Origin of the sequence: Duganella sp. BJB476, from assembly GCF_003416895.1 — a bacterium.
Classification (GTDB): Bacteria; Pseudomonadota; Gammaproteobacteria; order Burkholderiales; family Burkholderiaceae_D; genus Rugamonas.
Genome location: NZ_QVIO01000014.1, coordinates 72,004 through 98,980, shown reverse-complemented (window position 1 = coordinate 98,980; position 26,977 = coordinate 72,004). Strand labels below are relative to the sequence as shown.

The following is a 26,977-nucleotide window of genomic DNA, read 5'->3' as shown; positions in this document are numbered from 1 at the left end:
CTTGGGCGGTGCTCAGCGTGCTCGCTTGCGCGGTGGTCAGCGCGACGATCTGGTTGGTGGTCAGGCCGGACACGGCGGCGGTGCTCAGCGCGGCGATCTGGTTGGTCGACAGCGCGGCCACTTGCGCCGTGGCCAGGCCCACCAATTGCGAGCTGCGCAGGGCGGCGACGTTGGCGGTGGTCAGGCCGACGATGTCGGCGGTTTCGATGGCGCCGATGGCGTTGCTGGTGAAGGCGGCAACCTGCGCCGAGCTCATGCTGCTCAGCTGGGCCGAGGTCAGTGCGACCACCTGGTCGGTGGTCAGCGCGGCGACGCCGGCGGTGCTCAGCGCTGCCAGCGAAGCGGTGGCCAGGGTGTTGACTTGCTTGGTGGTCAGCGCGGCGGCCTGGGCGGAGCTCAGGGCGGCGATGGCGGCCGTCTTGATGGCCGACAGGTCGGCCGTTTCCAGCGCGGCGATCGAATTGGTCGACAGCGCGGCCACTTGCGCGGTGCTCAGCGCGGCGGCTTCGGTAGTGGTCAGCGCGACGACCTGATCAGTCGTCAGTGCCTTGACCTGGTTGACGCTCAGGGCGGCGATCGCGTCCGATTTCAGCGCTGCGAAGTCGGCCGTTTCCAGCGCGGCGATGGCGCTGGTGCTCAGGCCGGCCACTTGGGCGGTGCTCAGCGTGCTCGCTTGCGCGGTGGTCAGCGCGACGATCTGGTTGGTGGTCAAACCGAACACGGCGGCGGTGCTCAGCGCGGCGATCTGGTTGGTCGACAGCGCGGCAACCTGTGCCGTGGCCAGGCCCACCAGCTGCGCACTGCGCAGCACGGCGACGTTGGCGGTGGTCAGGCCGACGATGTCGGCGGTCTCGATGGCGCCGATGGCGTTGCTGGTGAAGGCGGCAACTTGTGCCGAACCCATGCTGCTCAGCTGGGCCGAGGTCAGTGCGACCACCTGGTCGGTGGTCAGCGCGGCGACGCCGGCGGTGCTCAGCGCGGCCAGCGAGGCGGTGGCCAGGGTGTTGACTTGCTTGGTGGTCAGCGCGGCGGCCTGGGCGCTGCTCAGGGCGGCGATGGCGGCCGTCTTGATGGCCGACAGGTCGGCCGTTTCCAGCGCGGCGATCGAATTGGTCGACAGCGCGGCCACTTGCGCGGTGCTCAGCGCGGCGGCTTCGGCGGTGGTCAGCGCGACGACCTGGTCGGTCGTCAGGGCCTTGACCTGGTTGACGCTCAGGGCGGCGATCGCGTCCGACTTCAGTGCTGCGAAGTCGGCCGTTTCCAGCGCGGCGATGGCGTTGGTGCTCAGGCCGGCCACTTGCGCGGTGCTCAGCGTGCTCGCTTGCGCGGTGGTCAGCGCGACGATCTGGTTGGTGGTCAGGCCGGACACGGCGGCGGTGCTCAGCGCGGCGATCTGGTTGGTCGACAGCGCGGCCACTTGCGCCGTGGCCAGGCCCACCAGCTGCGCACTGCGCAGGGCGGCGACGTTGGCGGTGGTCAGGCCGACGATGTCGGCGGTCTCGATGGCGCCGATGGCGTTGCTGGTGAAGGCGGCAACTTGTGCCGAGCTCATGCTGCTCAGCTGGGCCGAGGTCAGTGCGACGACCTGGTCGGTGGTCAGCGCGGCGACGCCGGCGGTGCTCAGCGCGGCCAGCGAGGCGGTGGCCAGGGTGTTGATCTGCTTGGTGGTCAGCGCGGCGGTCTGGGCGGAGCTCAGGACGGCGATGGCGGCGGTCTTGATGGCCGACAGGTCGGCCGTCTCCAGCGCGGCGACGGCGTCGGTCGACAGGGCGGCCACTTGCGCGGTGCTCAGCGCGGCGGCGGCGGCGGTGGTCAATGCGACCACATCATTGGTGCTCAGCGCCTTGACTTGCGCCACGCTCAGCGCGGCGATGGCGTTGGTCGACAGGGCGGCGAAGTCGGCGGTTTCCAGGGCTGCGATGGCCCGGGTGCTCAGCGCGACGACTTGCGCGGTGCTCAGGGTGCTCGCTTGCGCGGTGGTCAGGGCCACCACCTGGTCGGTGCTCAGGCCGGCAACGGCGGCAGTGCTCAGCGCGCCGATCTGGTTGGTCGACAGCGCCGCGACTTGCGCGGTGGCCAGGCCGACCAGCTGCGAAGTGCGCAGGGCGGCGATGTCATTGGTGCTCAGGCCGACGAGGTCGGCGGTTTCAATCGCGCCGAGCGCCCGGCTCGACAGCGCGACCACTTGCGCGGTGCCCATGGCGGCGATTTCCGCCGACGTCAGCGCGACGGCCTGGTCGCTGTTCAGCGCGGCGATGCCGGCGGTGCTCAGCGCGGCCACGGCGGCGGTGCCCATGGTATTGACTTGCGCGGTGGTCAGCGCGGCCACCTGGGCGCTGCTCAGCACGGCGATGGAAGTGCTCTTGATCGCGGCCAGATCGGCCGTTTCCAGCGCGGCGATGGCGCTGGTGCCCAGCGCGCCGACCTGGGTCGAGCTCAGTTGCGCGGCCTGGTTGCTGCTCAGCGCGACCACTTGGTCGGTGGTCAGCGCCTTGACCTGGTTGACGGTGATGCCGACCACCGCGGCCGTGGCCAGCGCGGCGACGTCGTTGGTGGTCAGCGCGGCGATGGCCGCCGTTTGCAGCGCGGCGACCTGATTCGAGGTCAGCGCGTTGGCTTGCTTGGTGGTCAGGAAGGCGATCTGGGTGGAGGTCAGGCCCCCGGCCACCTGGGCAGTAGTGAAGGCGGGAATTTGCGCGGTCGTGAACGCAGCCAACTGATCCGAAGTGAACGCCGCAATGTCGGCAGTTGCCAGTGTGATGATCTGGGCCGTGCTGAAACTGGCAATCTGGTCAGTGGTAAAACTGGTCGCGAAACTCATGCTAATTCTCCTGGAGGTACATCTCTATCTGCTCAGAAAGCAACTCGAGCGATCAGCTTTTGTCTGATGCCCGAGCCCTGTAGTGGATTTGTTACTTTTTTAACAAAATTTTTTGGGTGTTGCCGGAAAAAACTACTCCGTCCTGTATATAACGACTGAATTTGGACTTTCATTAAGTAAACTTTTCTTTTGGCCACTAACTTGCGGGCCATCCCAGCTGGAACCGGAAAGTCACTCCATCCAATCGTCTTCCAAGGGCCGATTATATCCGAGTAAATTTCCCAAAAGAATTTATTTCAAGCGCTGTCTCTCTCCCGCAACCTGCCTGAGAGGAATGTTTATTTATTAAAAAAGTTACCCGTTAAAGAATTCCATCATGCAAGTATCATGCTGGAATTGATAATTTTTTATGGGAAATATATCCGCAAGAACATTTTGCCTTTGCCGTATGACAAACAGATGACCGAACAGAGGGGGTAAGCCATGCCAATTTGACATATCCGGTGCATAATCCGGATGCCGCCTGCACCGAGAAGGCGGGAAAACAGCCGCCCCCACCTACGGAGACTTTCAAAATGAACTTGTTGCCTAGAAGCCGCATCCTTGGATTACTTTGCCTGAGCAGTGCCTTGGCACTGGCCGCCGGCCACGCCGCCGGCCAGGCGCCGCTGGCCGCCGCCGCCGTGGCCGACGCCACCCGCCCGGACGCCGACAAGGCGCGCGACGCCGACCGCAAGCCGGCCGAGATGCTGGCCTTCGCCAAGGTCCAGCCGGGCCAGGTGGTGGTGGACTACTTCGCCGGCCGCGGCTACTTCACCCGCCTGTTCAGCACGGCGGTCGGCCCGCAGGGCGCGGTGTACGCGGTGGCGCCGCAGGCGCTGCTGGACCGCCTGAAGGGCAAGCCGCTGCCGCCGCCGGTGTCGGCCGAGCCGGGCCGCGCCAACGTGCATGAAGCGGTCGGCGCCGCCTCGCTCAACGTGCCGGTCAAGGCCGACCTGGTGTGGACCTCGCAGAATTACCACGACATCCGCATCTGGAGCGGCGCCGCCGGCACGGCCGAGTTGAACAAGGCGGTGTTCGAGGCGCTCAAGCCGGGCGGCTACTATATAGTGCTGGATCATTCGGCGCAGCCGGGTCTGGACGAGGCCGGCATGGCCAAGCTGCACCGCATCGACGAGGCGCTGGTCAAGCAGGAGGTGCTGGCGGCCGGCTTCGTGCTCGACGCCGAATCGCAGGCGCTGCGCAATCCCAAGGACGACCGCAGCGCCCAGGTGTTCGAGACCGGCATCCGCGCCCACACCGACCAGTTCATCCTGCGCTTCCGCAAGCCGTAAAATTGTCGGCCACGAAAGTTGATTGAAATGCTAACATCGGGCATCGCCTGATCCGGGCTTACCAATCGCTTTCGTGCCATGACCCACCCTACCCTGCAACGACTGCTGGGCGCCGGCCTGCTGCTGGCGGCCAGCGCCACCGCCCACGCCTGCCGCTACACCGAGCTGGCCGCGCTCGAGCTCAACCTCCAGGCCGCGACCGGCATCCCCTACATCGAAGGCCAGGTCAACGGCAAGCCGGTGCGCATGCTGATCGACACCGGCGCCCCCCGCACCGTGCTCACGCGCGCCGAAGCCGACCGCCAGCAACTGCCGCTGACGCGCACCCTCAACCGCGTGCGCGGCGCCGACACCGACACCGCCAGCTTCGCGGCCCAGCCCGAGGAAGTGGTGATCGGCCCGTCGCGCGTGGCCAAGGCCTGGTTCCCGGTGGTCGACCGCGCCGACGATCCCGGTTACGGCGGCAAGGTCGGCGCCGACTACCTGCTGCAGTCGGACCTGGAAATCGCGCTGGCCGACCGCAAGCTGAAATTCTTCAAGGAGGACGATTGTGGCGCCAAGTCGCTGGCCTACTGGGACACGCAGGCGCTGGACGTGCCGTTGGAGCTGAGCGACAAGCACAGCGGCGCCTACGTGCAGACGCAGCTCAACGGCCGCAGCGTGCGCGCGCTGATCGACACCAGCGCCGAACAGTCGCTGGTCGACCTGGGCACGGCGGCGGCGCTGGGCGTGACCGCCGCGACGCCGGAGGGCGCCGTCTTCGACAGCTTCGCCATCGGCGAGGAAAACATCGGCCACCCGCGCATCGCGCTGGGCGCGGTGCCCAACACCCAGCAGTTCGGCATCAAGCACGTCGACATGATACTGGGCCGCGACTTCCTGCGCGCCCACCGCGTATTGCTGGCCACCGGCCGGCAGCGCTTCTACTACTCCTACCTGGGCGGTCAGGTCTTCGGCGCGCGATAGCGCCAGGCCAGCACGGCGGCGGTGGCCGCCAGCAGCGCCAGCGCCACCATGTTGACCACCACCACGCCGCTGGCGAAGCGCATCACCAGGCCGATGCTGACGCCGGCCTTGACGGCAAACTGCCAGCCGCCGTCGAACGGATAGATGCTGACCAGCTGCAGCGCGTAGTACAGCACGCCGCCCCAGAGGCCGGCCTTCCAGCGCTTGAGCGACAGCACGGCCGACAGGAAGCCCAGCATGGCCGCGCCGTACAGCAACGGCAGGGCGTCGGCCGACTGCGGCTCGCCCAGCAGGCCCAGGCTCACGCCCAGCGCCAGCGCGCTGTTGAGCAGCAGCACGCGCGCCACCCACTTCTCGAATTCCTGCATCATCAATATCGTCCGCTTATTTGTACACGCGCCTGGTTCAGCCAAAGCGCGCCTGGTAATCGCTGGGCACCACGCCCAGCTGGGCGGCAAACGCGCGCCGCAGATTGTACTCGCTGCCGAAGCCGCTCTGGCTGGCGGCGCGCTTGACACTCATGCCGGGCCGCTCCAGCAGGCCGCACGCCGCCTCCATGCGCAGCCGCAGCAGCAGCTGGGCCGGCGAGATGGCCGCCTCCTGCTGCAGCCGGCGGTGCAACGTGCGCACCGACAGCGCGAACGCCGCCGCCATCTGCTCGACATCGATCTGGCGCTTCAGGCGCGGGCGCAGCCAGTCGGTCAACTGGCCGTGCAAGCCTTGCGGATCGGCCTGCGCCAGCAGCTCGGAGCTGAACTGGCGCTGGCCGCCGGGCCGCTTGAAGAACACCACCAGCCGCTTGGCCGTATCGAGCGCCGCGCCGCGTCCCTGGTCTTCCTCGACCAGGCTCAGGGCCAGGTCCATGCCGGCTGCGATGCCGGCCGAGGTGTAGAACGGGCCATCCTTGACGTAGATCGCGTCGTCCAGCACCTGCACCTCCGGATACTGCGCCTGCAGCTGGGCGGCGTCCATCCAGTGCGTGACGGCGCTGCGGCCTTGCAGCAGGCCGGCCTGCGCCAGCACGAAGGCGCCGGTGCACACCGCGCAGCAACGGCGCACGCCACTTGCGCCCAACGCCGCGCGCCGCACCCAGCGCACATTGGCCGGCTCCAGCGCCGCACTGTCGCCCCGTTCGAGGCCGCGGCCGCCGGCCACGATCAGGGTCGATCCCGCCAGGCTGCGCCGGGGCAGCGGCTCCGTCATCACGCTGACGCCGGCGGTGGACGCCACCAGCCCGCCGCCGGGCGCGATCATGCGGATGCGATAGGGCTCGGGCAGGCCGGCGTCGCGCGCCTCGTCGTTCGCGGTGGAGAACACTTGCGCCGGGCCGGTGGCGTCCAGCAGCACGAAGCCGGGATAAACGAGCAGCCAGATGTCGATAGGTTTCATGTGGCAGATATTCAACCATGAATGTCATTTGTGTCAACCGCCACGCAGGCATGATGAACGCTTCTACTCACGGGAGCCACCATGACACGCACCATAGGCATCTATGTATTCGACGACGTTGAAGTGCTCGACTTCGCCGGGCCGTACGAAGTATTCACCTGCGCCACGCGGATGGCCGCCAAGCTGGCGCCGGGATCGGCAGCGCCGTTCCGCGTGCGCACCATCGGCCAGCGCAGCGCCATGCTGCGCGCGCGCGCCGGCCTGAGCGTGTTCCCCGAGGCGGACTTCGGCAACGCCGGCCAGCTCGACGTGCTGATCGTGCCGGGCGGCGTGGTGACGGCGGAGCAGGACAAGCAGGAAGTGATACGCTGGATCGCCGCCACCGCGCCCGCTTGCGAGCTGGTGGCGTCGGTGTGCACCGGCGCCTTCCTGCTGGCGCAGGCCGGGCTGCTCGACGGCCAGCAAGTGACGACGCACTGGGAAGACATCGCCGACCTGCGCGCCGCCTTCCCGCACCTGACGGTGGCGGGCGAACGGCGCTGGATCGACAACGGCCGCATCGTCACCAGCGGCGGCATCTCGGCCGGCATGGACATGTCGCTGCACCTGGTGGCGCGGCTGGCCGGCCACGAACTGGCCGCGCGCACCGCGCTGCAAATGGAATACGACTGGAACGAGGCATGAGGATCGTGCGCAGCAAGGACTACCGCGCCGGGCGCGCCTGGGGCGCCGACCTGATCGCCGCCATGCAGGACGCCACCGTGCGCCTGCACTGGACCGACCAGCCCTACGGCTGGCACGTCAACGACGGCCAGGAAGTGTTCGCCGTGATGGACGGCGAGGTGGACATGCACTACCGCCAGGACGGGGCAGAGCAGACGGTGCGGCTGCAGGCGGGCGACATCTTCTTCGTCGACGAAGGCGACGCCCACTCCGCCCACCCATGCGGCCAGGCGCGCATCCTGGTCATCGAGCGCGCCGGCAGCCCGTGACACGGGTCAGGTCAAAGTTTTTTGAGCTGCTCTTTGGCGTAGCCGGCGTTGGCGTGGTTGGGCGCCAGCTCCAGGAAGCTGGTGTAGGCCTTCTTCGCCTTCTCGCTGTCGCCCAGGTGCATGCGGGCGTCGCCCAGGTTCAGGTAGGCGATGGCGCGCGAGGTGTCGATCTGCAGCGTGTTCTCGAACCAGCGCGCCGCTTCCGCGTACTTCTCCTGCTTGTAGTAGACGAAGCCCAGGTTGTTGGCCGCCAGTCCGAAATCGGGACGGTACTTCAAGGCCTCGGTGAACGCCGCTTCCGCCTGCGCGTACTGCTTCTCCTTGTACAGCTGCAGGCCCTTGTCGTTGGCGCGCTGCGCCAGCTGGCGGCTCGACGCGTCCACCGGCTTGGGCGCGGCGATCTTCTGCTCCTCGCCCTGCAGGTTCTTGACCAGCACCGTGTTGCCGTCGGCCTTCTGGTCGCGGCCCTTATCGAGCTTGCTGTTCAGCGCGATCGCGTCCGGCGACAGCTGCGCCGATTGCGCGCTGAGGAACTCCGCCTCCACCGGCAGCTGGAACACGAACTCGCCGCCCTCCGATCCCGGCAGGCTGCCGAAGGCCGGCGTCTGCTGCGACACGCTGGCCACCGCCGGCGCCACATAGGCCGCCAGCTCGGTCGCGGTGATCAGGCCATCGCCGTTCAGGTCGGCCTTGCCGTTCAGCGCCTGCAGCAAGGTCCAGGTGAACACCGAGTGGCCGTTCGGGCCGCCGTCGGCCACCATCTGGTCGGCGCCGCCGGCGGTCAGCATCTGCCGGCCCATGCGGCGCGCGTTATCGCGCAGGAAGGCGCTGTTGCCGCCGCCGCGCGTCAGACCCAGGCCGCTGTAGCAGGCGTCCATCACGAACAGCACGTGCTTGGCATTGAGGCTTTCGGCGATGTTCTGCAAGTCCGTCATCGGGATGGCGTCGAAGCTGACCTGCTGCGGGTCCGAATCGACCGGGATGATGTAGCCCAGGTTGCGGCCGGAACTGAGCTGGCGCGTGGCGCCGTGGCCGGCGAAGAACACGAAGATGCGGTCGTCCTTCTTCAACTGGGCGTCGGCCAGCTTGTCGTGGAACAGCGCCAGGATGTTGTTGCGCGTGGCCTCGCCGTTGGACAGCGTGAACACCCGCTCGCTGGCGAAGCCGAAGCGGTTGACCAGCGTGTCGCGGATCGCCTTGGCGTCCTGCACCGCGTATTGCAGCTTGGGCCATTTCTGGTAGTCGTTGATGCCGATGACCACCGCGTAGCTGTTGGCGTAGCCGGTGCTGACGGCGATCTTCTCCGGCTCCGGCTTGCCGCCCTTGGCCACCTTGAACTCATGGCCGTCCCAGGCCGCGAAGCTGTAGCCGTCGGCGATCAATTTATCCAGCACCATCGGCAGCGCCTTGACGCTGCGCTCGTGGATGTCGTGGAACAGGATGATGCCGCGCTGCTCCTTGCTCAAGGTGGTCAGCACGCGGTTGGCGATGGAGCTCGGCACCGGGTCGGCCCAGTCCAGCGAATCGATATTCCACATCACCGAGCGCAGGCCCAGCTTGGACAGGATGGCCAGTCCCTCGGCGTTGTGCGCGCCGTACGGGAAGCGGAACAGGTCCGAGCGGCGCGCATCGGTGGCTTTCAGCAGCAGGTCGGCGTTGGCGATCTCGCCGTACAGCTGCTCGCCCTTTTCCTTGGACAGCAGCGCGTGGCTGAAGCTGTGGTTGCCCACGGTGTGGCCGGCGTCGATCAGGCGGCGGCTCTCGGCGGCGTTGGCGCTCAGCGTCTGCTTGCCCTGCGCATCGAGCTTGCCGAGGTTCTGGCCGACCTGGAAGAACACGCCCGGCACGTTGTACTGCTTGAGGATGGCCGCCACTTCCTCGGTGTAGCTCTTGTGCGGGCCGTCGTCGAAGGTCAGCACCACGGTCTTGGGCGGCAGCGCGTTGCCGAAGATTTCCTTGGCCTGCACTTCCTGCTCCGCCGACTTGGGCTGCTCCGGATACGGCACGATGACGCCGTAGTCCTTCATGATCTGCTCGCGCGCGTACAGCTTGCGCAGGTGGCTCACGTAGTCGTCCCAGCGTTCGCGCTTGGGCGTGATGGCGCGCGTGTCGAAGCGCGAGAAGATGTCGTTGATCTCCTTGTCGTACTGCTTCTCGATATCCTCCAGCGCCGCCAGGTCTTCGCTGACGCGCTTGTGCAGCTTGATCGCGGGCAGGGTCTGGTCGGCGGCCGCCAGCTTTTGCAGCGACAGCAGCACTTCGCGGAAGGCCAGGCGGTCGGCGTCGAACAAATCGCTGGCCGATTCGATGTACGACAGCAGCGCGTCGTCGGCGGCGTCGCGCTGCGACGGCGGCAGCGCCTGGGTTTGCGCCAGCATCGCCTGCACCTTGGCCAGGCGCTCCAGGTTCTCGTGGAACAGCGACTGCCCGACCTGGCCGGCGGCCTTGCGGTCCGATTCGGACAGCGACTTCTCGTCGGCCAGCAGCACGATGATCTTGCGGTAGGCCGCCAGCATATTGCGCAACTCCGGCATGATCTCCGGCGTGGCGCCTGCGACCACCGGGGCGGCGGCGGGCGCGCCGGCCGGCTGCTTGCCGCGCAGCGCCAGGTAGGCGCCCGCGCCGGCGACGGCCACCACCACGGCCGCGATGCTCAACTGCTTGATGTATTTCATGGGCAATGTCTATAAAAAGCGAATCCCGCATTCTATGACAAATTTGCTAATTACAGTCGGGGGTCAAGTCTGACATTCGGACACGAGCCCTGCCGTTGTCAGTCGCTACCGCTGAGCTCCTGTCCGAATGTCAGACTTGACCCCGGGGTAGCCGTCGGTCAGCGTGTGCAGGAAGGCCACCACGTCGGCGATTTCCTTGTCGTTCAGCGCCGGCCTGGCGCCGGGCCGGCCGCCGAACGGCGCTTCCATGTTGACGTTGGCGTCCATGCCGGCCGGCTGGTCGTCGAACTTGTGGATGCTGCCGTCGGCCTTGCGCGGATACCATTTCTGCGGCGCCGTGTCGCGCTGCACGTAGAAACGCAGCACCTGCTCCAGGCTGTCGAAGCTGCCGTTGTGGAAGTAGACCTTGCGCAGCGCCACGTTGCGCAGGGACGGCGTGCGGAAACGGCCGCAGTATTCGCGGTGCTCGCTCAGGTCGGTGCGGTCCGGGCCGCACAGGCCGAGGTCGAAATACTTGGGATCGGCGTTGACCGCCAGCTTGCCGTTGCGCGGCACGCCCAGGTTGATCAGGCCGTAGTCGGTGAACTGCGGGAAGGCCCCGCCCTGCGCGATCTTGCTGATGTGGCAGGACGCGCAATTGCCCTTGGCCTCGTCGTTGAACAGCGCCAGGCCGCGCGCCTCCTGCGGCGTCAGCGTGGCCTGCTGGCGCAGGTAGGCGTCGTACTTGCTGGTGTAGGGGTAGAAATCGGCCGGGCTCTCCTGGAACACTTCCAGCGCCATCAGCGCGGCGCGCATGGCGGCGTCCGGATGGTCGAAGATGTCGTTGCCGAAGGCCTGGCGGAACTGCGGCGCCAGCGGGCCGGCGCGCAGCCTGGCCACCACCGCCGCGTCGTCCTGATTGCCCATCTCGCGCGGCGACAGCAACGGCCCGCGCGCCTGCTCGTGCGCCGAGCGCGCGCGGCCGTCCCAGTCGTAGCCGCCGGTCGGGCCGGCGTCGACGCTGTCGTCGCCGTCGTCGTCGTGATAGTGCTCGCTGAACGGCGGCACCGTCTGCAGATACTTCAGCGACGGCGCGGCGCGCGTGCCTTGCGTGGCGCCGTCGCCGCCGCCCAGCTGTACCGCCAGCCGGTTGGCCGGGCTGTAGGCGTTGTCGGGACTGTGGCAGCTGGCGCAGCTATGCCGGCCGGACGCCGACAAGCTGGTCTCGTGGAACATGGCGCGGCCCAGCGCCGTCAGCACCGGCACGCTGGGCTGGTGCTGCAGCGGGGCGTAGGCGGCGGCAGGGGCGGCAGGGGCGGCAGAGGCAGCAGGCGCGGCGGGCGGTTTCTGGCAGGCCGCCAGCAGCGCGGCGGCGAGGACAACGACAATCTTTTTCATGCGGCTAGCCTAGCAGCGTGAAATGACCGCTACATGACAGATGGGAAAGGATACAAAGCGAAACATGCAATTTCATCACCCTGAAATATTTCAAAACTAGCATGAGGCGCTTTAATACCCACTCTACAAGGCAAGAACATGAAACTGAACCCGATGCGCCCGTTGCCCCTGATGCTGATGTCGATCGGCCTGGGCGCCGGCCTGGTCGCCTGCGGCAGCTCCTCCGACAACGTGCCCGCGATCAAGGGCCAAGTGGTCGGCAGCTATTATGAAAACGCCGTGGTCTGCCTGGAAAGCACCAGCGCCAAGCTGACCTGCGACAGCGGCTCGTCGTCCGTGCGCACCGGCGCCGACGGCAGCTACACCATCACCGGCACCAGCACCGGCGCGCTGCTGGTCACGGTCGGCACCGACGCCATCCGCCACGACGCCGTCGGCGACGCCGGCGCCAAGGTCACCCAGAAGCTGCTGCTGCGCGCGCCGAACGGCCACACCGGCGTGGTCAGCGCCATCACCACCGAGCTGGTCACGCTGATGGACGCCAACGGCGGCGACTTCGCCGCCGCCAGCAGCAAGCTGGCCGCCAAGCTGGGCGTGGCCGAAGCCAACCTGGTCGCCGACATCAACAAGGTCGGCGGCGACGACCAGGCCAAGCTCAAGGCCGAGAACGCCAGCGTGACCGACGTCATCGCCGCCGCCAGCGCGCTGGCCGCGCCGGCCGACATCGCCGCCACGCTCAACGCCGGCCTGGCGCTCAACAACATCAAGAACATCGTCGTCATCTACGCGGAAAACCGCGGCTTCGACAATCTGTACGGCCTGTTCCCGGGCGCTAACGGCGTGCCGGGCGTGAACCCGGCCTCGACCAGCGCCTACGTGCCGCAGAAGGACTACGACAACAGCACCCTGCCGGCCCTGCCGCCGACCTGGGGCGGCATGGCGGCCGCCGGCCAGAGCGTGGTGATCACGCAGGCGCAGACGGTGGGCATGGCCAACAAGCCGTTCCAGATCGACGACGTCAACAGCCCGCTGTACATGGGCCAATCGGTCATCACGCGTGACCTGGTGCACCGCTTCTACAACAACCAGATGCAGATCAACGGCGGCGCCAACGACAAGTTCGCGGCCTACTCCGACGCCGGCGGCCTGACCATGGGCTACTACGACGGCAGCAAGATGAAGATGTGGGACATCGCCAAGCAGTACGCGCTGGCCGACAACCTGTACATCGGCGCCTTCGGCGGCTCCTTCCTGACCCACCAGTACCTGATCTGCGCCTGCGCGCCGCAGTACCCGAACGCCGACACCTCGGTGGCCAAGGGATCGATCGCCAAGATCGACGTCGACGCCAAGGGCAACTTCGTGCGCCTGACGCCGTCGGCCAGCGCGCCGGCCAGCGTGCTCAATGGCGCGCCGGCCTACGCCAACGACGGCGCCATCACGCCGGCCGACGCGACCGGCATGTTCTACGCGGTCAACACCATGCAGCCGCCGTACCAGCCGAGCAGCAACAGCTACGCCGCCGACGACAGCACCCACCTGTACGCCGACACCAGCAAGTCCAACACGCTGCCGCCGCAGACGCAGAAGAACATCGGCGATCTGCTGACCGGCAAGAACATCGACTGGGCCTGGTACGCCGGCGCCTGGAAGGACACCACCGCCGCCACCACCGGTGCCACCCGCGGCGCGATCACCAATCCGCCCAACTTCCAGTTCCACCACCAGCCGTTCAACTACTTCGCCAATATGGACCCGGTGAAGAACCCGGCCTACCGCGCGGCCCACCTGAAGGACTACGACAGCCAGTTCGTGGCCGACGCCGCCAACGGCACCTTGCCGCCGGTGGCCTTCTACAAGCCGCAGGGTAACCTGAACCAGCACGCCGGCTACGCCAGCGTGGCCGACGGCGACGCCCACATCGCCGACGTCATCGCCAAGCTGAAGAAGAGCCCGCAGTGGAAGAACATGCTGGTCATCGTCACCTACGACGAGAACGGCGGCTTCTACGACCACGCCAGCCCGCCGAAGGGCGACAAGTGGGGTCCGGGCACGCGCGTGCCGGCCATCATCGTCTCGCCGTACGTGAAGAAGGGCGTGGACCACACCCAGTATGACTCGGCCTCGATCCTGCGCGCCATCACCCGCCGCTTCAACCTGCCGCTGCTCGATGGCCTGAGCACCCGCGACAAGGCGCTGGCCGCCAACGGCGCCAAGCCGATGGGCGACTTCAGCTCCGCGCTGGCACTGACCCCGCAAGAGTAAGCGCCGCCCGCGCGGCATCAACGCCAGCCCTTGCGGCTGGCGTGTTTGGTTTTCTGGCATGATGTACGGTCCCTATCATGCGATCAAGGAAACCACCGGTGTCCCTCCTGCCCCACTCCCGCCGCGCCATCGCGCTCCTGCTGCTGGCCGCCTGCGCCGCGTCGGCCCGCGCCGACGACACCCTGGCCACCGTCGCCTCGCCCGACCAGAGGATCAGCGTGTCGCTGCAATTGAGTGGCGACGGCCGGCTGGCGTACCAGGTGCGGCGCAACGGCAAGGCCCTGATCGCGCCGTCGCGGCTGGGCTTTGTGCTGGCCAACGCGCCGCAGCTGGACGGCGGCTTCTCGCTGGCCGGACAGGCGGTGAGCGAGCATGACGACACCTGGGAACAGCCGTGGGGCGAGCGCCGCTACGTGCGCAATCATTACCGCGAGCTGCGGCTGGAGCTGGTGCAGAAGGCGCAGCACGACCGCCGCATGGCGCTGGTGTTCCGCGTGTTCGACGACGGCGTCGGCTTCCGCTACGAACTGCCGGAGCAGCCGCAGTTGCCGCAAACGCGCATCGCCGACGAGCTGACCGAATTCGTCGTCGCCGCGCCGGCCACGGCGTGGTGGCAGCCGGCCGGCGAGATGGCCGCGCTGGAATATCCGGTCACCAAAACACCGCTGAGCGAAGTGGGCATGGCCAACACGCCGCTGACGATACGCACCAGGGACGGCACCCACATCGCCTTCCACGAGGCGGCGCTGGTGGACTATGCGTCGATGTGGCTGCGCAAGGTGGAAGGCCAGAAGCTGCGCGCGCACCTGACGCCGTCGGCCACCGGCGCGCCGGTCGAGCGGACGGGCGCGTTCACCACGCCGTGGCGCACCATGCAGATCGCCGACAGCGCGGCGGGGCTGTACATGTCGGACCTGATCCTGAACCTGAATGAGCCGAACCGGCTGGGCGACGTATCGTGGGTGCATCCGTCCAAGTTTGTCGGCGTGTGGTGGGAGATGCATCTGGAGCGCACCACCTGGGGCGCGGGCGCCAAGCACGGCGCCACCACGGAGAACACCAAACGCTATATCGACTTCGCCGCCAGCAACGGCTTCCGCGGCGTGCTGGTGGAAGGCTGGAACGTGGGATGGGACGGCAAGTGGTACGGTGACGGTACTGAGTTCAGCTTCACGCAGTCGTATCCCGACTTCGATCTGGCGGCGGCCAGCGCCTACGCCATCGGCAAGGGCGTGCGCCTGATCGGCCATCACGAGACCGGCGGCAACGCCGCGCACTACGAGGAGCAGATGGATGCGGGCTATCAGCTGTATGCCAAGCTGGGCGTGGACAGCATCAAGTCCGGCTACGTGACGGATGCCGGCACGGCGCAGTTCCGCAGCGCCGGCGGCGGCGCGCACTACGGCTTTACCGATTCGCAGGAGGGCGTGCGGCACTACCTGAAGGCGGTGACGGAGGCGGCGCGCTACAAGCTGGCGATCGACACGCACGAACCGGTCAAGGACACCGGCTTGCGCCGCACCTATCCGAACTGGATTTCACGCGAGGGTGCGCGGGGCATGGAGTACAACGCCTGGGGCAATCCGATCAACGGCGTCGATCATGAAGCGAACCTGGTGTTCACGCGCATGCTGAGCGGGCCGATGGACTACACGCCGGGCATCCTGAGCCTGGAAGGCGTGAAGGGCCGGCCGATCAACTCGACGCAGGCCAAGCAGCTGGCCAGCTTCGTGGTGATCTACTCGCCGGTGGTGATGGCGGCGGACCTGATCGAGAACTACGAGAAGTATCCGGGTCCGTTCAAATTCATCAAGGACGTGCCGACCGACTGGGCCGACACGCGCGTGCTGCATGGCGCGGTGGGCGAATACGCGACCATCGCCCGCAAGGACCGTCACTCGGATAACTGGTATGTCGGCTCGGTGACGGACGGCGCGGCGCGCACCTTGTCGCTGCCGCTGTCCTTCCTCGACGCCGGCAAGCGCTACACCGCCGAGATCTACCGCGACGGCGAGCACGCCGACTACCGCAACAGCCACCGCTTCGATATCGTCATCGAGAAGAAGAGCGTCACCTCCAAGACCGTCTTGCAGCTCAAGCTGGCCCCCGGCGGCGGCCAGGCCATCCGCTTGGTGCCGGTCGGCGAGTAGCGCGCTCTATTCGTCCGCGCGGCAGGCAGCGGCGAGCTTCCATGTGCGCTCGCCGGGAAAACGCAGCCAGATCGCTCGCCAGGCGTTGCGCGTGCCGCAGCCGCTTGCGTTGGCCAGCCGCGATGGCGTGGTCTGGGCGCCGTCGCTGATGATGACTTCGTCCTGCACTTTGGCGTAGGTGCTTTTGCCGCAAAAGGTGGCGCGCAGTTCGGTGCCGTTTGGCAGGAAGAGCTGCTTCCATTGATAGCCTTTGCTGGCGTCATGCACCGCGTTTGGCGTGGCGTCGTGTTCGTCTTCAGGAAGCTCCGGCCTGGCGCCGCTGCGGGCGATCCAGTCTTGAATCAGCTTGCACACCACGGCTTCGGTCTTCGGGCCGAACCAGCCTTCGCGCGTGCGGTCTATCAGGCCTTGGAGTACGTGGTGCGGTAGATGCAGGGGTATAGGGAGGGACATTTTTTTTCTCCGACTCTAAAAGCTCTAAATCGCTAGAGATCGGTCTAATTCGCTAGACTTCGCTCTAATTTTTCTAATCTCGGCTCTAATTTTTCTATTTTTTCTACGCCGCGCTTCTTTTTTAGAGCGATCTCTAACGATTTAGTTCAATCTCTACTGAATTAGAGCGTTTAGAGCTTTTAGAGCCCGCCCAAAATATGCCACTCTGTATAGCGATGGCAATAGCGTGAAGATGTGCGCATTTTGAGCCGGCTTAAAATGTTATGCTCAGCGGCAATTAAGTAATTCCCAACATTTTCCCGCCGACTACCATGCGCTTCCCAACCTATGCCTTAGCAGCCGGCTTCATCCTTTCCGGCGCAAATGCCTTCGCCGCCAATATCAGCCTGGTGGGCGTAGTCCGTGATCGCGCGCTGATGACGGTAGACGGCGGCGAGCCCACTGCCTACGCAATCGGCAGCACCATTGCGCCGGGCCATCAACTGCTGGCCGTTCATAACGACGGCGCCACCATCACCGAGCATGGCAAGTCGGTGACGATCGCCATGGGCCGCTATCCGGCGCAGAACGGCGCGAACCAGTCGCTGGTGTTGCGTGCGGACTCCGCCGGCCAGTTTTACACCAATGGCAGCATCAATGGCATGAATGCGCGGATGCTGGTCGATACCGGCGCCACCCACATCGCGATGCCTGCGACGGACGCCACCCGCTTCGGCATCGACTACCGCAAAGGACAGCCCGGCACCGCATCGACGGCAAACGGCATCGCCAACGTCTTCCGGGTGCATATAGAGAGGATGCGCATCGGCGAGGTGGAGCTCCGCAATCTTGAGGCCATCGTCCAGGAGAGCGGCTTGCCCATCATTCTGCTGGGCAGTAATTTCCTGGACCAATTCAGCATGCGGCGCGAGCGGCAGGAAATGATATTGACGCCCAGGTAAAGCCCGCAGCCGGGTGTTATCGGCTGCGGAACTTTCCAAGCCTTAAGCCGTTTTAGACTGCTCGCGCCGATACACCAGCCGGTACAGCAGCGGCAGCACCAGCAGCGTCAAGGCGGTGGACGACAGGATGCCGCCGATGACGACCGTCGCCAGCGGGCGCTGGACTTCGGCGCCGGTGCCGGTGGCGATCGCCATCGGGATGAAGCCCAGCGACGCCACCAGCGCCGTCATCAGCACCGGCCGCAGGCGGCCCAGCGAGCCTTCGCGGATCGCCTGCTCCACCGTGCGCCCCTCCTCGCGCAGGCTGCGGATGAAGGAGATCAGCACCAGCCCATTCAGCACCGCCACGCCCGACAGCGCGATGAAGCCCACCGCCGCCGATATCGACAACGGTATGCCGCGCAAGGCCAGCGCCGCGATGCCGCCGGTCAGCGCGAACGGTATGCCGCTGAACACCAGCAGCCCATCCTTCAGATTGCCGAACATCGCGAACAGCAGCACGATCACCAGCAGCAGCGCCACCGGCACCACGATCTGCAAGCGCCGCGACGCCGATTGCAGCTGTTCGAACTGTCCGCCCCAGCTGGTCCAGTAACCGGCCGGGATCTGCACCTGCCGCAGGCGCTCTTCAGCCTCCGCGACAAAGGAACCGATATCCCGCCCGCGCACGTTAGCGCTGATGACCACGCGGCGCTTGCCGTCCTCGCGGCTGATCTGGTTCGGCCCCGGCGCGATGGCGAAGGTCGCCACCTCGCCCAGCGGGATGAAGTTGGCCGCGCCAGCGCCACCAGCAGCGCCTGCCGATGCGCCGCCGGCGCGCGGCAGCGGCACCGGCAGGCGCCGCATCACATCCAGGTCGCTGCGCAGCGCGTCCGGCAGCCGCACCACGATATCGAAGCGGCGGTCGCCCTCGAACATGGTGCCGGCCTGCTGGCCGCCGATGGCGGTGGCGATGGTCTGCTGCACGTCGCCCACATTCAGGCCGTAGCGCGCGGTCTTGCCGCGGTCGATCTGCACCGTCAGCACCGGCAGGCCGCTGGTCTGCTCGATCTTGACCTCGGTCGCGCCGTCCACCTTGCCCAAGGTGACGGCGATGCGCGCGGCGGTCTCGCCCAGCACCGCCATGTCGTCGCCGAACAGCTTGACCGCGACATCGCTGCGCACGCCCGAGATCAGCTCGTTGAAGCGCAGCTGGATCGGCTGCGAGAATTCGAAGGCATTGCCCGGCAAACGCTCGGCGGCCTGCTGAATCGCCGCCACCAGTTGCGCGTGCGACTTCCTCGGCGCCGGCCACTGCGACTCCGGCTTGAGCATGATGTAGCCGTCCGAGACGTTGGGCGGCATCGGGTCGGAGGCGATTTCCGCCGTGCCGGTGCGCGCGAAGATGCGCTCGATCTCGGGGAACTGCCGCTTCAGCGCCAGCTCCACCTGCTGCTGCATCTGCACCGACTGCGTCAGGCTGGTGCCGGGGATGCGCAGCGCCTGGATGGCGATGTCGCCCTCGTTCAGGCTGGGCACGAACTCGCTGCCCAGGCGCGTGGCCAGCAGCACCGACAGCGCCACCGCGATGCCGGCGAACGCCAGCACCACCGGCGTGTTGGCCAGCACGCGCTCCAGCACCGCCGCGTACCAGCCGGTGATGCGGCGGTGCTCCTTCTCGACCACGCTGTCGCCGATGAACAGCGCCACGGCGGCGGGGATGAAGGTGATCGACAACAGCATCGCGCCCGCCAGCGCCATCACCACCGTCAGCGCCATCGGATGGAACATGCGGCCTTCGACGCCGGTCAGCGCGAAGATCGGCAGGTAGACCACCATGATGATCAGCTGTCCGAACAGCAGCGGCCTGCGGGCCTCGCGCGCGGCGGCAAACACTTCCGCGTAGCGCTCAGCGCGCGTCAGCACGCGGCCGTGGCGGGCCTGCGCGTGCGCCAGCCGCCGCACGCAGTTCTCGACGATGACCACCGCGCCGTCGACGATGATGCCGAAGTCCAGCGCGCCGAGGCTGAGCAGGTTGGCGCTGACCTGGTAGGTGACCATGCCGCTGAAGGTGAACAGCATCGCCAGCGGGATCACCAGCGCCGTGATCACCGCCGCGCGGATGTTACCGAGGAAGAGGAACAGCACCACGATCACCAGCACCGCGCCCTCCAGCAGGTTTTTCTTCACGGTGTTGATCGCCTTGTCCACCAGCGTGGTGCGGTCGTACACGGTGACCGCCTGCACCCCGGCCGGCAGGCTGCGGTTGATGTCGACCATCTTGCGGTCGACCGCCTGCGACACCGCGCGGCTGTTCTGGCCGATCAGCATGAAGACGGTGCCCAGCACCACCTCGCGGCCGTTCTCGGTGGCGGCGCCGGTGCGCAGTTCGCGGCCGATGTCCACCTCCGCCACGTCGCGCACGCGCACCGGCACGCCGTCCACGTTGCCGAGGATGATGTTGCGGATGTCGTCGAGCGACTGCACCTGGCCCGGCGCGCGCACCAGCAGCTGCTCGCCGCGCTGCTCGATGTAGCCGGCGCTGGCGTTGCCGTTGTTGCGCTCCAGCGCCGTCACCACGTCCTGCAGGGTCAGGCCGTAGGAGGCCAGCCGCTGCGGATGGGGCGCCACCTGGTATTCCTTGGCGTAGCCGCCGATGGAATTAATCTCCGTCACGCCGGGCACGTTGCGCAGCTGCGGCTTGATGATCCAGTCCTGGATCTCGCGCAGGTCGGTCGGCGTGTAGGGCGTGCCGTCGGCCTTCTTCGCGCCCGGCCTGGTCTCCACCGTCCACAGGTAGATTTCGCCGAGCCCCGTCGATACCGGACCCATGGCCGGCGTGACGCCGGCCGGCAGCTGCGCGCGCGCCTCCTGTATGCGCTCGCTGACCATCTGCCGCGCAAAGAAGATGTCGGTGCCGTCCTTGAAGATGACGGTGATCTGCGACAGCCCGTAGCGCGACAGCGAACGTGTCTGCTCCAGCCTGGGCAGGCCGGACATCAGGGTCTCGATCGGGAAGGTGACGCGCTGCTCGGTCTCCAGCGGCGAGTAGCCGGGCGCCGAGGTGTTGATCTGCACCTGCACGTTGGTGATGTCGGGCACGGCGTCGATCGGCAGCTTCTGGTAGTTGTAGACGCCGAGTGCGGCCATGCCGGCCACCGCCAGCAGGACCAGCCAGCGCTGGGCGATGGCGAATTGGATGATGCGTTCAAACATGGTGTCTCCCGTATCAGTGCGCATGCTCGGCGCTGTCCTTGCCCAGCTCCGCCTTGAGCACGAAGCTGCCCGCCGCCGCGTACTGCGCGCCGGCCGCCAGGCCCTTGAGGATCTCGGTCCGCTTGCCGTCGCTGCGGCCGGGCAGCACCGGCTGCGCGCGGAAGCCGCCCGCCACCTTGACGAACACCACCGGCTTGTCCTCCACCGTCTGGATGGCGTCGGCCAGCACGGTGACGGCGGCGGCGTCGGCCTGGCCCGACAGCACGTCGACGCTGACGAACAGGCCGGGGCGCCAGGCGCGGTCGGGATTGGCCAGCGCCACGCGGGCCTTGGCGGTGCGGGTCTGCTCGCCCAGCAGCGAGCCGACGTAGGTGATCTTGCCGCTGGCCTGGGCGTCGAAGGCCGAGGCCTTGACCACCACCGTCTCGCCCACGCGCACCAGCGCCAGGTCCTTGGGCGGCACGGCGATTTCCGCCCACACGCCGGACAGGTCGGAGATGGTGAACACGGCGGCATCCTCCTTCAGCGCTTCGCCCAGCGCCAGGTGCTTCTCCATCACCACGCCGTCGAACGGCGCCCGCAGTTCCAGCCGGTTCAGCTCAGCGCCCGCCGCCGCTGCCGTCGTGCCGGTGCCGGCACCGGCGCCGATGGCGCTGAGTTTCTGGCGCGCGTTGCGCACCGCGATCTCGGCTTCGCTCAGCGCCTGCTGCGCCTGCAGGTAGTCCTGCTCGGCGGAGATCTTGTCCTGCCACAGGCGACGTTCGCGTTCGAAGGTGGTGCCGGCCAGCGCCAGCCGCCGCTGCGCCGACAGCAGCTCGCTGCGCTGCTCGGACAGGCCGCTGCTGGCGATCACCGCCAGCACCTGTCCCTGTTTGACGTTCTGCCCCAGCTCCGCGCGCACGCTGGTGACCACGCCGGCCAGCTTGGGCACGACGTGCGCGGTGCGGTCCTCGTTGAAGCGGATCTCGCCCGGCAGCGTGATGGCGACGCTGATCCTGGCCGGCGCCGCCACGGCCAGCGCCACGCCGGCGGCCTTGGCCTGGATATCGTCGAGCGCGATTTTTTCCGGCTGCGCGTCCGCATGCCCGCCATGCTCCGGCGCGGCCTGCTCCGCCGGTGCGGCCGCCGTCGCCGGCCCGGCGCCGCGCCTGGGCATCAGCATCAGGACCGCCAGCAGCAGGCCGATAAGCGCCATGACGGCGATGGTGATTTTCTGGGTTTTATTCATGTTCTTCTCCGAGGATGCGGCCGATGACGGCCAGCGCGCGGTGCGCGTCCGCCAGGGCGTTCAGGTATAGCGTTTGCGCCTGCAGCAAGGTGCGCTGGGCGTCGAGCACGTCGAGAAAGCCGAACTTGCCGTATTCGAAGCCGGTGCTGGCGGCGTCGTAGGCGCTTTGCGCGCCGGGCAGGATGTCGGCGCGCAGGGCCTGCGCCTGCTGGCGGGCGAGGTCGAACTCCGCGCGCGCCTGCGCCAGCTCGGCTTCCAGCCGCAGCGCGGTGGCGGCCAGCTCGTCGCGCGCCTTGTCGACGCGGCGCGCCGATTCCAGCACGCTGCCCTGGTTGCGGTCGAACAGCGGCAGCGGCAGCGAGATGCCGAACAGCGCCTGCGTGCGCCCCAGTTCCTCCGAGCGCTTGCCGCCGACGTTGAAGGTCAGGTCCGGCGTGCGCTTGCTGAGCTCGACCTGCGCCAGCGCCTGGCGCCGCGCCAGCTCCGCGCGGGCCAGCGCCAGCGCCGGCGCGCCTTGCAGCCGGTGGCGCATGGCCTCGGCCGGGGCCAGTTCCGGCAGTTGCGACAGCGCCTCGCTGGCGCCGTCGACCCGTTCGAAGCGCGGCGCCGGATTGCCCCACAGGGTCGCCAGCCGCTGGCGCGCGCCGGCCAGCAGGCTGCGGGCGCGGATCAAATCCAGCTGCGCCGACGACGCGGCCACGCGGGCGCGGGTCTCCTCCACCGGCGACACCTTGCCGGCCACCACGCGGCGCGCGGTGGCGCCGGCCGCGCGCTGCGCCAGCTCGGCCGCCTGCTGCGCCAGCCGCACATGCTCCTGCGCGGCCAGCACGGCGAACCAGCCGTCGATCACGGCGGCGCGGATCCCGGCCTGGCGCAGCGCCAGTTCGGCCGCGGCGCCGTCGCGGCCACGCTCGGCCGCCTGCACGCGGGCGGCGCGCTTGCCGCCCAGCTCCAGCGGCTGGCTCAGTTGGACGGTGGTTTCGCGCGTGTCCCTGCGGGTGTCGAGCCGCTCGACCGACAGCGTGGGATTGGGCGACAGGCCGGCCTGGCGCACGGCGCCGTCCAGCGCGCCCAGTTCATGGCGGGCGGCGGCCAGTTCCGCGTTGGCGCCGCCGGCCAGGGCCAGGGCGGCCTTCAGCGTCAGCGGCGCGGACGGCTCGATTTCGGCCTGCGCATAGGCAGGCCATGCCGCTACGACGAGCGGCAACAGATACTTGTACATCGAATTCTCCAGACGATAGGAAAAGGAATTCGACGAGACTCAGGCGTCTAAAAAAGGGGGCGAGGGCCTCGTCGCGCTAGGCGACGAGCAGCCAATTGGGCCGCGCGGGCCCGTCGGAGATATGGGACAGGTATGCGGATGGCAAAGGCGGCGCGTGACCGCCCGGCGCCACGGCCAGCGCCGGCGCGGCGCCGCCCGGCAGCGAGGCCTGCACCGCGTGGTGGCACACCTCGCAGTCGCTGTGGACCTTGACCGGCTTGCCCTGGTCGGCGCCGTCGTCGGACTGCGCCTGGTGCTGATGGCCGTGGTGGCCGAAATGCGCGACCTTGGCCGGCTCATGCTGGCAATAGACGGCCGCCATCGACCAGGCGTACTGGATGGGCAGGATGGTCAGCAGCAGGATCAGCAGAATTTTTTTCACGCCGCTATTGTAGCTTGAATTTACAATAAGGCTTCCCGGTCACCGAATAGGCGCAGCGCATGAACCAAGACGAGCAGCCCGCGACATCGCAAGGCGATTTCTTCAACTCGCTCAACGACAAGGTCGACGCCCACGGCGCGCTGGTCGACCGCTTCCACGTCGACCTGCAAACCCTGTCCAAGCAAATCGCCGGCTGCGACAAGCTGGTGCGCATGGCGCATATCAGCCTCAACCAGATCGACGCCCGCATCGCCGAGGCGGTGCGGATCGAGACCCAGGCCGCGGTCCAGCTGGAGGCCACCGGGCGCGAAGCGGCGCGCGCCGCCACCGAGGCGGCCAGCGCCGCCGTGGCCGGGATGATAGGCCAGATGCAGGCCGCCAGCCGCGAGGCCGAGCAGGTGTGCGGCGCGCTGCACCGCGCGCGCGGCCAGACCGGCCTGTGGCTGGCCGCCTACGTGGCCGGCACCCTGGCGATGTGCCTGCTGTCGGCCTGGATCGCCTACCAGGTGCACCCGGACACGCCGGTGCCGCCCGAGGTGGCCGGCCTGGCCGAGCTGGGAAAAAAGCACGAGGCGCTGCTGGACAAGGCCAGCGACAAGGAGCTCAAGCTGCTCAAGGAAATCCAGGCGCGCCGCGCCAGGCCGAAATAGGCCGGCGCCTCAGTTGCCGGCCAGCCCGTACTTGCGCTGGATGCGCGCCAGCGTGCCGTCGGCGCGCATGGCCTCGTGCGCGGCGCGCCATTTGCGCGCGTCGTCCTCGCTGAAGTCGAGCGAGCCGCCCAGCCAGACGTCGCCGCTGCGGAACACCGGGCTGAAGTCGAAGTCGGCCTCGCGGTTGCCGTCCAGGCTGGCGGCGTGGCGGTGGATGTCCTCGCCGCCGTAGGTGGCGTCGGCCACGCCCTTCTTGACCATGCGCATGCATTCCCTGACGCTGGCGCATTCGGCCACCATGCCGAAGTTCAGCGACTGCAGCATCTGCCTGTGCGGCGAGCCGCGCAGCACCACGATCGGCCGCCGCGCCAGCGCCGCCGGGTCGCGCAGGTCGACGCTGCCGTGGCGGGCGACAAACACGAAGTTCTGCTGGCGCAGCCGCACCAGCCAGCGGAACTGGTGCTCGCGCTCGGGCGTGCGGGTCAGCGGCAGCACCGCGATGTGCGGCAGCACGCCGGTCATCACCACCGCCCGCTGCCACGGGTAGAACTCCACCGTGGCCGGCGTGCCGACGCGGCGCGCCAGCTCCTGGGCGATTTCCACCAGCGAACCGGGGCTGTCGCCGCCGGCCGCGATGGCATACGGCGGCAGGTCGGCCGCCACCAGCCGCAGCGGCTCCGGCGGCTCGGCGCGCGCCAGCGGCAGCAGCGCCAGCGCGCACAGCAGCACGGCGCGCCGCATGCGTCCTGCCCTGGCCCGCATCAAGACGCGCCCCCGTCGCCGTAGGGCAGGCGCAGCGACACCCGCGTGCCGCGCTGCGGCGTGCTGTCGAGCGTGATCTGGCCGCGCATCAGGCTGACCACCATGCTGTGCACGCTGGCCAGGCCGAGCCCGGCGCCGGTCAGGCCCAGCTGGGTGGTGTAGAACGGTTCGAACACCTGCGCCAGGTGTTCGGGCGCGATGCCGCAGCCGTCGTCGCTCCAGTCGATGACGATGGCGTCGGCGGCGGCGCGCGCCTCGACCACGATGGCGCCGCCGGCGCGGCGGGCGAAGGCGTGCAGCAGGCAGTTGTCCAGCAGGTGCTGGAACACCTGCTGGCAGGCGCCGGGGTAGCCGTACAGCCACAGCTGGTCCGGCAGCGTCAAGGTCAGCGTGACGCCGCGCGCCTGCAGGCCGTGGGCCCAGGCGCCGGCGCAAAAGCGCAGCCGCTCGGCCAGGTCGAAGCGGCTGGCCGGCTCCTGGGTCGGCTGGCCGGACAAGCCCTTGAAGCGCTCGACCAGGCGGTTGATCTGCGCCAGCGCGCGGTCGACCAGTGCGCCGCCCTGGGTGACGCTGGCCAGCAGGCCGGCCACCTCGCTGCGGCGCAGCGCGCCGGCGTCCAAGCCGCGCCGCAAGTCCTCGGCCTGGGCCGTGATGGCGCTGGCCGCCACCCGCGCGTTGCCCAGCGGCGTGTTGAGCTCGTGCGCCATGCCGACCACCATGCGCGACATGCCCAGCTGTTTTTCCTGCTGCATCAGGGCCCGCATCGCGTGGCCCAGCTCGTCCGTGCGCTCGCGCACCTGCTGCTCCAGCCGGTCGTGCGCGCCCTGCAGCGCCGCCTCGGCGGCCTGGCGCACCGCCACCTCGCGCCGCAGCGTCTCGAGCGCCTCGCCCAGCTCCAGGTTGCGCTGCACCAGCGAGTTCTCCAGCACCGTGCCGTGCTGCGCCAGCAGGGCATTCTGGTGCAGCAGCTGCGGCCGCTCCATCACCGCGCTCAGGGTCTCGCCCAGCGAGGTCGCCAGCGCGCGCTTGTGGCGCCGCTCCAGCCCCACCTGGGCGATGCTGGCCTGCAGCGCCGCGTCGAGCCGGCCCCAGCGGCGGCCGTAGCGGCGGATCGCCCACAGCGTGATCTCGCGCAGGCGCGTGCCCTGCGGGGTCTCGTCGTCCAGGCCGGCGTCGTAGGCCAGCAGCGCCGGCCAGGCGCGTTCGCGCGCGCCGTCGGCGCAGTCGGCCAGCAGCGCGCACAGCCGCAGCCACGCGCTCCAGTAGCCGTCGTGGCCGAACTTGGCGCGCAGCTGGGCCGTGTAGTCGCGGCTGGCGCCGGCCTGCTCGCAACTGGCGCTGACCACGGCCAGGTTGAGCAGCGCCAGGCATTCCTGCGCGTCCAGGCCGGACTCGCGGGTGCGGCGCAGCACCAGCTCGCGCCGCGCCAGGCAGTCGCGCCACAGCGGCGCGGCGGCGGCGTCGTCGGGCTCCTCCAGCGCCAGGTAGTAGGCGCCCGAGGCCGCGCTGTCGAGCAGCATGACGTGGATGGCCGGCGTCAGCTCGCCCGGCTCGGCCAGCATGGCGGCGCAGAACTGCACCAGCTCCAGGTGCATCTCGGCGCCCAGCATCACGCGGCAGCGGCTGGCCCGCATCTGCGTGGCCAGGCGCGGCAGCGCGCAGCGCGCGTACAGCTCGGCGGCCTTGGCCAGGCTGTCGAGCGCGGCGTGGTGCAGGCGCAGGCGCATCTGCACCCAGTGCAGCGCCCGCAGCGCGGCGGCCTGGGCCAGCGGATGTTGTTCGGTTTGCGCCTGCAGCTGCAGATTCCTGGCCGGCAGCAGCAGGGTGTCGGCGGCGACGGCGGCGTCGGCGGCCCGCGCCAGCAGCTGGAACGCCGCCAGCTCCAGCGCCTGCGAGCCGTTCAGGCGGCGGCCGGCCAGTTGTTGCAGGGTCAGGGCGTAGTGCGGCATCTCCTGCGCCATCAGGCAGGCGCGCAGCGCTTGCAGCAGCTGCTCCGCCTCGGCCGCTTCGTTGGCGGCCGCGGCATAGGATCGTGTTTCAGATGCAGACATGGCACTGCCCCCGTAGCGAACTCACGTCAGGCCAGTATTACACGAAGTCGCTTTCAGCTGAACAGCCGGCCAGGCGGCTGTTGCA

Annotated in this window: 20 protein-coding genes; 8 read left to right on the top strand and 12 right to left on the bottom strand. The window is 68.3% G+C overall.

Annotation, left to right across the window (positions count from 1 at the left end):
- A partial coding sequence (locus D0T21_RS31090) for a beta strand repeat-containing protein (RefSeq protein ID WP_373995385.1) occupies nt 1–2,821 on the bottom strand: 2,821 nt, incomplete at its 3' end.
- Between the two features lie 575 nt (nt 2,822–3,396).
- Here D0T21_RS31090 and D0T21_RS31085 point away from each other — a divergent pair.
- Nucleotides 3,397–4,155: a class I SAM-dependent methyltransferase gene (locus D0T21_RS31085; RefSeq protein WP_116993781.1), complete on the top strand. Its 759-nt coding sequence runs from the start codon at nt 3,397–3,399 to the stop codon at nt 4,153–4,155.
- Nucleotides 4,156–4,233: 78 nt separating this feature from the next.
- Complete coding sequence (locus tag D0T21_RS31080) at nt 4,234–5,121, top strand: retroviral-like aspartic protease family protein (protein ID WP_116993782.1); 888 nt, start codon at nt 4,234–4,236, stop codon at nt 5,119–5,121.
- Here D0T21_RS31080 and D0T21_RS31075 read toward each other — a convergent pair.
- Nucleotides 5,100–5,492 carry a hypothetical protein gene (locus D0T21_RS31075; protein ID WP_116993783.1) on the bottom strand — a complete coding sequence of 131 codons (393 nt, stop codon included), beginning with the start codon at nt 5,490–5,492 and terminating at the stop codon, nt 5,100–5,102. The two genes, D0T21_RS31080 and D0T21_RS31075, sit on opposite strands and share 22 nt — an antisense overlap.
- Before the next feature lie 34 nt (nt 5,493–5,526).
- Nucleotides 5,527–6,510, bottom strand: coding sequence for a GlxA family transcriptional regulator (locus D0T21_RS31070; RefSeq protein WP_116993784.1), 984 nt, complete (start codon nt 6,508–6,510; stop codon nt 5,527–5,529).
- A gap of 81 nt (nt 6,511–6,591) precedes the next feature.
- Between D0T21_RS31070 and D0T21_RS31065 the strand changes: the two genes are divergently transcribed.
- A complete protein-coding gene (locus tag D0T21_RS31065; RefSeq protein WP_116993785.1) occupies nt 6,592–7,194 on the top strand; it encodes a DJ-1/PfpI family protein in 603 nt (200 codons plus the stop codon).
- A complete protein-coding gene (locus tag D0T21_RS31060) occupies nt 7,191–7,502 on the top strand; it encodes a cupin domain-containing protein (protein WP_116993786.1) in 312 nt (103 codons plus the stop codon). Before D0T21_RS31065 ends, D0T21_RS31060 begins: the two co-directional genes overlap by 4 nt.
- Nucleotides 7,503–7,513: 11 nt before the next feature.
- Here the strand turns inward: D0T21_RS31060 and D0T21_RS31055 are convergent, their stop codons facing one another.
- Both D0T21_RS31055 and D0T21_RS31050 read right to left on the bottom strand, forming a co-directional pair.
- Nucleotides 7,514–10,177, bottom strand: coding sequence for a polysaccharide deacetylase family protein (locus tag D0T21_RS31055; RefSeq protein WP_116993787.1), 2,664 nt, complete (start codon nt 10,175–10,177; stop codon nt 7,514–7,516).
- A gap of 105 nt (nt 10,178–10,282) precedes the next feature.
- Nucleotides 10,283–11,554: a cytochrome-c peroxidase gene (locus tag D0T21_RS31050; protein WP_116993788.1), complete on the bottom strand. Its 1,272-nt coding sequence runs from the start codon at nt 11,552–11,554 to the stop codon at nt 10,283–10,285.
- Between the two features lie 138 nt (nt 11,555–11,692).
- On the opposite strand from D0T21_RS31050, the gene acpA reads away from it, so the two are divergent.
- Both acpA and D0T21_RS31040 read left to right on the top strand, forming a co-directional pair.
- Nucleotides 11,693–13,819, top strand: coding sequence for an acid phosphatase (acpA, locus tag D0T21_RS31045; RefSeq protein WP_116993789.1), 2,127 nt, complete (start codon nt 11,693–11,695; stop codon nt 13,817–13,819).
- A gap of 98 nt (nt 13,820–13,917) precedes the next feature.
- Nucleotides 13,918–15,969, top strand: a complete 2,052-nt coding sequence (locus D0T21_RS31040) for a glycoside hydrolase family 97 protein (RefSeq protein WP_116993790.1) — start codon at nt 13,918–13,920, stop codon at nt 15,967–15,969.
- Nucleotides 15,970–15,975: 6 nt separating this feature from the next.
- Here D0T21_RS31040 and D0T21_RS31035 read toward each other — a convergent pair whose 3' ends face one another.
- Nucleotides 15,976–16,422 (bottom strand): hypothetical protein, encoded by a 447-nt coding sequence (locus D0T21_RS31035; protein ID WP_116993791.1) that lies wholly within the window; start codon nt 16,420–16,422, stop codon nt 15,976–15,978.
- Nucleotides 16,423–16,733: 311 nt separating this feature from the next.
- Here D0T21_RS31035 and D0T21_RS31030 point away from each other — a divergent pair, with 311 nt between their 5' ends.
- Nucleotides 16,734–17,363, top strand: coding sequence for a TIGR02281 family clan AA aspartic protease (locus D0T21_RS31030; RefSeq protein WP_116993792.1), 630 nt, complete (start codon nt 16,734–16,736; stop codon nt 17,361–17,363).
- A 42-nt stretch (nt 17,364–17,405) separates the two neighbouring features.
- Here D0T21_RS31030 and D0T21_RS31025 read toward each other — a convergent pair whose 3' ends face one another.
- The 4 genes from D0T21_RS31025 to D0T21_RS31010 form a co-directional block, all read right to left on the bottom strand.
- Entirely contained in the window at nt 17,406–20,558 is a 3,153-nt protein-coding gene (locus D0T21_RS31025; RefSeq protein WP_116993793.1) for a CusA/CzcA family heavy metal efflux RND transporter, read from the bottom strand.
- A 13-nt stretch (nt 20,559–20,571) separates the two neighbouring features.
- A complete protein-coding gene (locus tag D0T21_RS31020; RefSeq protein ID WP_116993794.1) occupies nt 20,572–21,786 on the bottom strand; it encodes an efflux RND transporter periplasmic adaptor subunit in 1,215 nt (404 codons plus the stop codon).
- Nucleotides 21,779–23,008: a TolC family protein gene (locus D0T21_RS31015; RefSeq protein ID WP_116993795.1), complete on the bottom strand. Its 1,230-nt coding sequence runs from the start codon at nt 23,006–23,008 to the stop codon at nt 21,779–21,781. The genes D0T21_RS31020 and D0T21_RS31015 overlap by 8 nt, the downstream gene beginning before the upstream one ends.
- Nucleotides 23,009–23,084: 76 nt before the next feature.
- A complete protein-coding gene (locus D0T21_RS31010) occupies nt 23,085–23,429 on the bottom strand; it encodes a hypothetical protein (protein WP_116993796.1) in 345 nt (114 codons plus the stop codon).
- 59 nt (nt 23,430–23,488) lie between these two features.
- On the opposite strand from D0T21_RS31010, the gene D0T21_RS31005 reads away from it, so the two are divergent.
- Nucleotides 23,489–24,079, top strand: a complete 591-nt coding sequence (locus tag D0T21_RS31005; RefSeq protein ID WP_116993797.1) for a hypothetical protein — start codon at nt 23,489–23,491, stop codon at nt 24,077–24,079.
- 9 nt (nt 24,080–24,088) lie between these two features.
- Here the strand turns inward: D0T21_RS31005 and D0T21_RS31000 are convergent, their stop codons facing one another.
- Nucleotides 24,089–24,841 (bottom strand): ABC transporter substrate-binding protein, encoded by a 753-nt coding sequence (locus D0T21_RS31000; protein ID WP_116993798.1) that lies wholly within the window; start codon nt 24,839–24,841, stop codon nt 24,089–24,091.
- The gene (locus D0T21_RS30995) at nt 24,841–26,892 is read right to left on the bottom strand and encodes a HAMP domain-containing sensor histidine kinase (RefSeq protein ID WP_116993799.1); all 2,052 of its coding nucleotides are present in this window, start codon (nt 26,890–26,892) and stop codon (nt 24,841–24,843) included. Before D0T21_RS30995 ends, D0T21_RS31000 begins: the two co-directional genes overlap by 1 nt.
- Nucleotides 26,893–26,977: the final 85 nt, after the last annotated feature.

What these genes read in the sequence shown, in the direction of transcription:
- D0T21_RS31085 (WP_116993781.1), top strand. Translation starts at nt 3,397, where the DNA reads ATGAACTTGTTGCCTAGAAGCCGCATCCTTGGATTACTTTGCCTGAGC.
- D0T21_RS31080 (WP_116993782.1), top strand. Translation starts at nt 4,234, where the DNA reads ATGACCCACCCTACCCTGCAACGACTGCTGGGCGCCGGCCTGCTGCTG.
- D0T21_RS31075 (WP_116993783.1), bottom strand. Translation starts at nt 5,492, where the DNA reads ATGATGCAGGAATTCGAGAAGTGGGTGGCGCGCGTGCTGCTGCTCAAC.
- D0T21_RS31070 (WP_116993784.1), bottom strand. Translation starts at nt 6,510, where the DNA reads ATGAAACCTATCGACATCTGGCTGCTCGTTTATCCCGGCTTCGTGCTG.
- D0T21_RS31065 (WP_116993785.1), top strand. Translation starts at nt 6,592, where the DNA reads ATGACACGCACCATAGGCATCTATGTATTCGACGACGTTGAAGTGCTC.
- D0T21_RS31060 (WP_116993786.1), top strand. Translation starts at nt 7,191, where the DNA reads ATGAGGATCGTGCGCAGCAAGGACTACCGCGCCGGGCGCGCCTGGGGC.
- D0T21_RS31055 (WP_116993787.1), bottom strand. Translation starts at nt 10,177, where the DNA reads ATGAAATACATCAAGCAGTTGAGCATCGCGGCCGTGGTGGTGGCCGTC.
- D0T21_RS31050 (WP_116993788.1), bottom strand. Translation starts at nt 11,554, where the DNA reads ATGAAAAAGATTGTCGTTGTCCTCGCCGCCGCGCTGCTGGCGGCCTGC.
- acpA (WP_116993789.1), top strand. Translation starts at nt 11,693, where the DNA reads ATGAAACTGAACCCGATGCGCCCGTTGCCCCTGATGCTGATGTCGATC.
- D0T21_RS31035 (WP_116993791.1), bottom strand. Translation starts at nt 16,422, where the DNA reads ATGTCCCTCCCTATACCCCTGCATCTACCGCACCACGTACTCCAAGGC.
- D0T21_RS31030 (WP_116993792.1), top strand. Translation starts at nt 16,734, where the DNA reads ATGCGCTTCCCAACCTATGCCTTAGCAGCCGGCTTCATCCTTTCCGGC.
- D0T21_RS31025 (WP_116993793.1), bottom strand. Translation starts at nt 20,558, where the DNA reads ATGTTTGAACGCATCATCCAATTCGCCATCGCCCAGCGCTGGCTGGTC.
- D0T21_RS31020 (WP_116993794.1), bottom strand. Translation starts at nt 21,786, where the DNA reads ATGAATAAAACCCAGAAAATCACCATCGCCGTCATGGCGCTTATCGGC.
- D0T21_RS31015 (WP_116993795.1), bottom strand. Translation starts at nt 23,008, where the DNA reads ATGTACAAGTATCTGTTGCCGCTCGTCGTAGCGGCATGGCCTGCCTAT.
- D0T21_RS31005 (WP_116993797.1), top strand. Translation starts at nt 23,489, where the DNA reads ATGAACCAAGACGAGCAGCCCGCGACATCGCAAGGCGATTTCTTCAAC.
- D0T21_RS31000 (WP_116993798.1), bottom strand. Translation starts at nt 24,841, where the DNA reads ATGCGGGCCAGGGCAGGACGCATGCGGCGCGCCGTGCTGCTGTGCGCG.
- D0T21_RS30995 (WP_116993799.1), bottom strand. Translation starts at nt 26,892, where the DNA reads ATGTCTGCATCTGAAACACGATCCTATGCCGCGGCCGCCAACGAAGCG.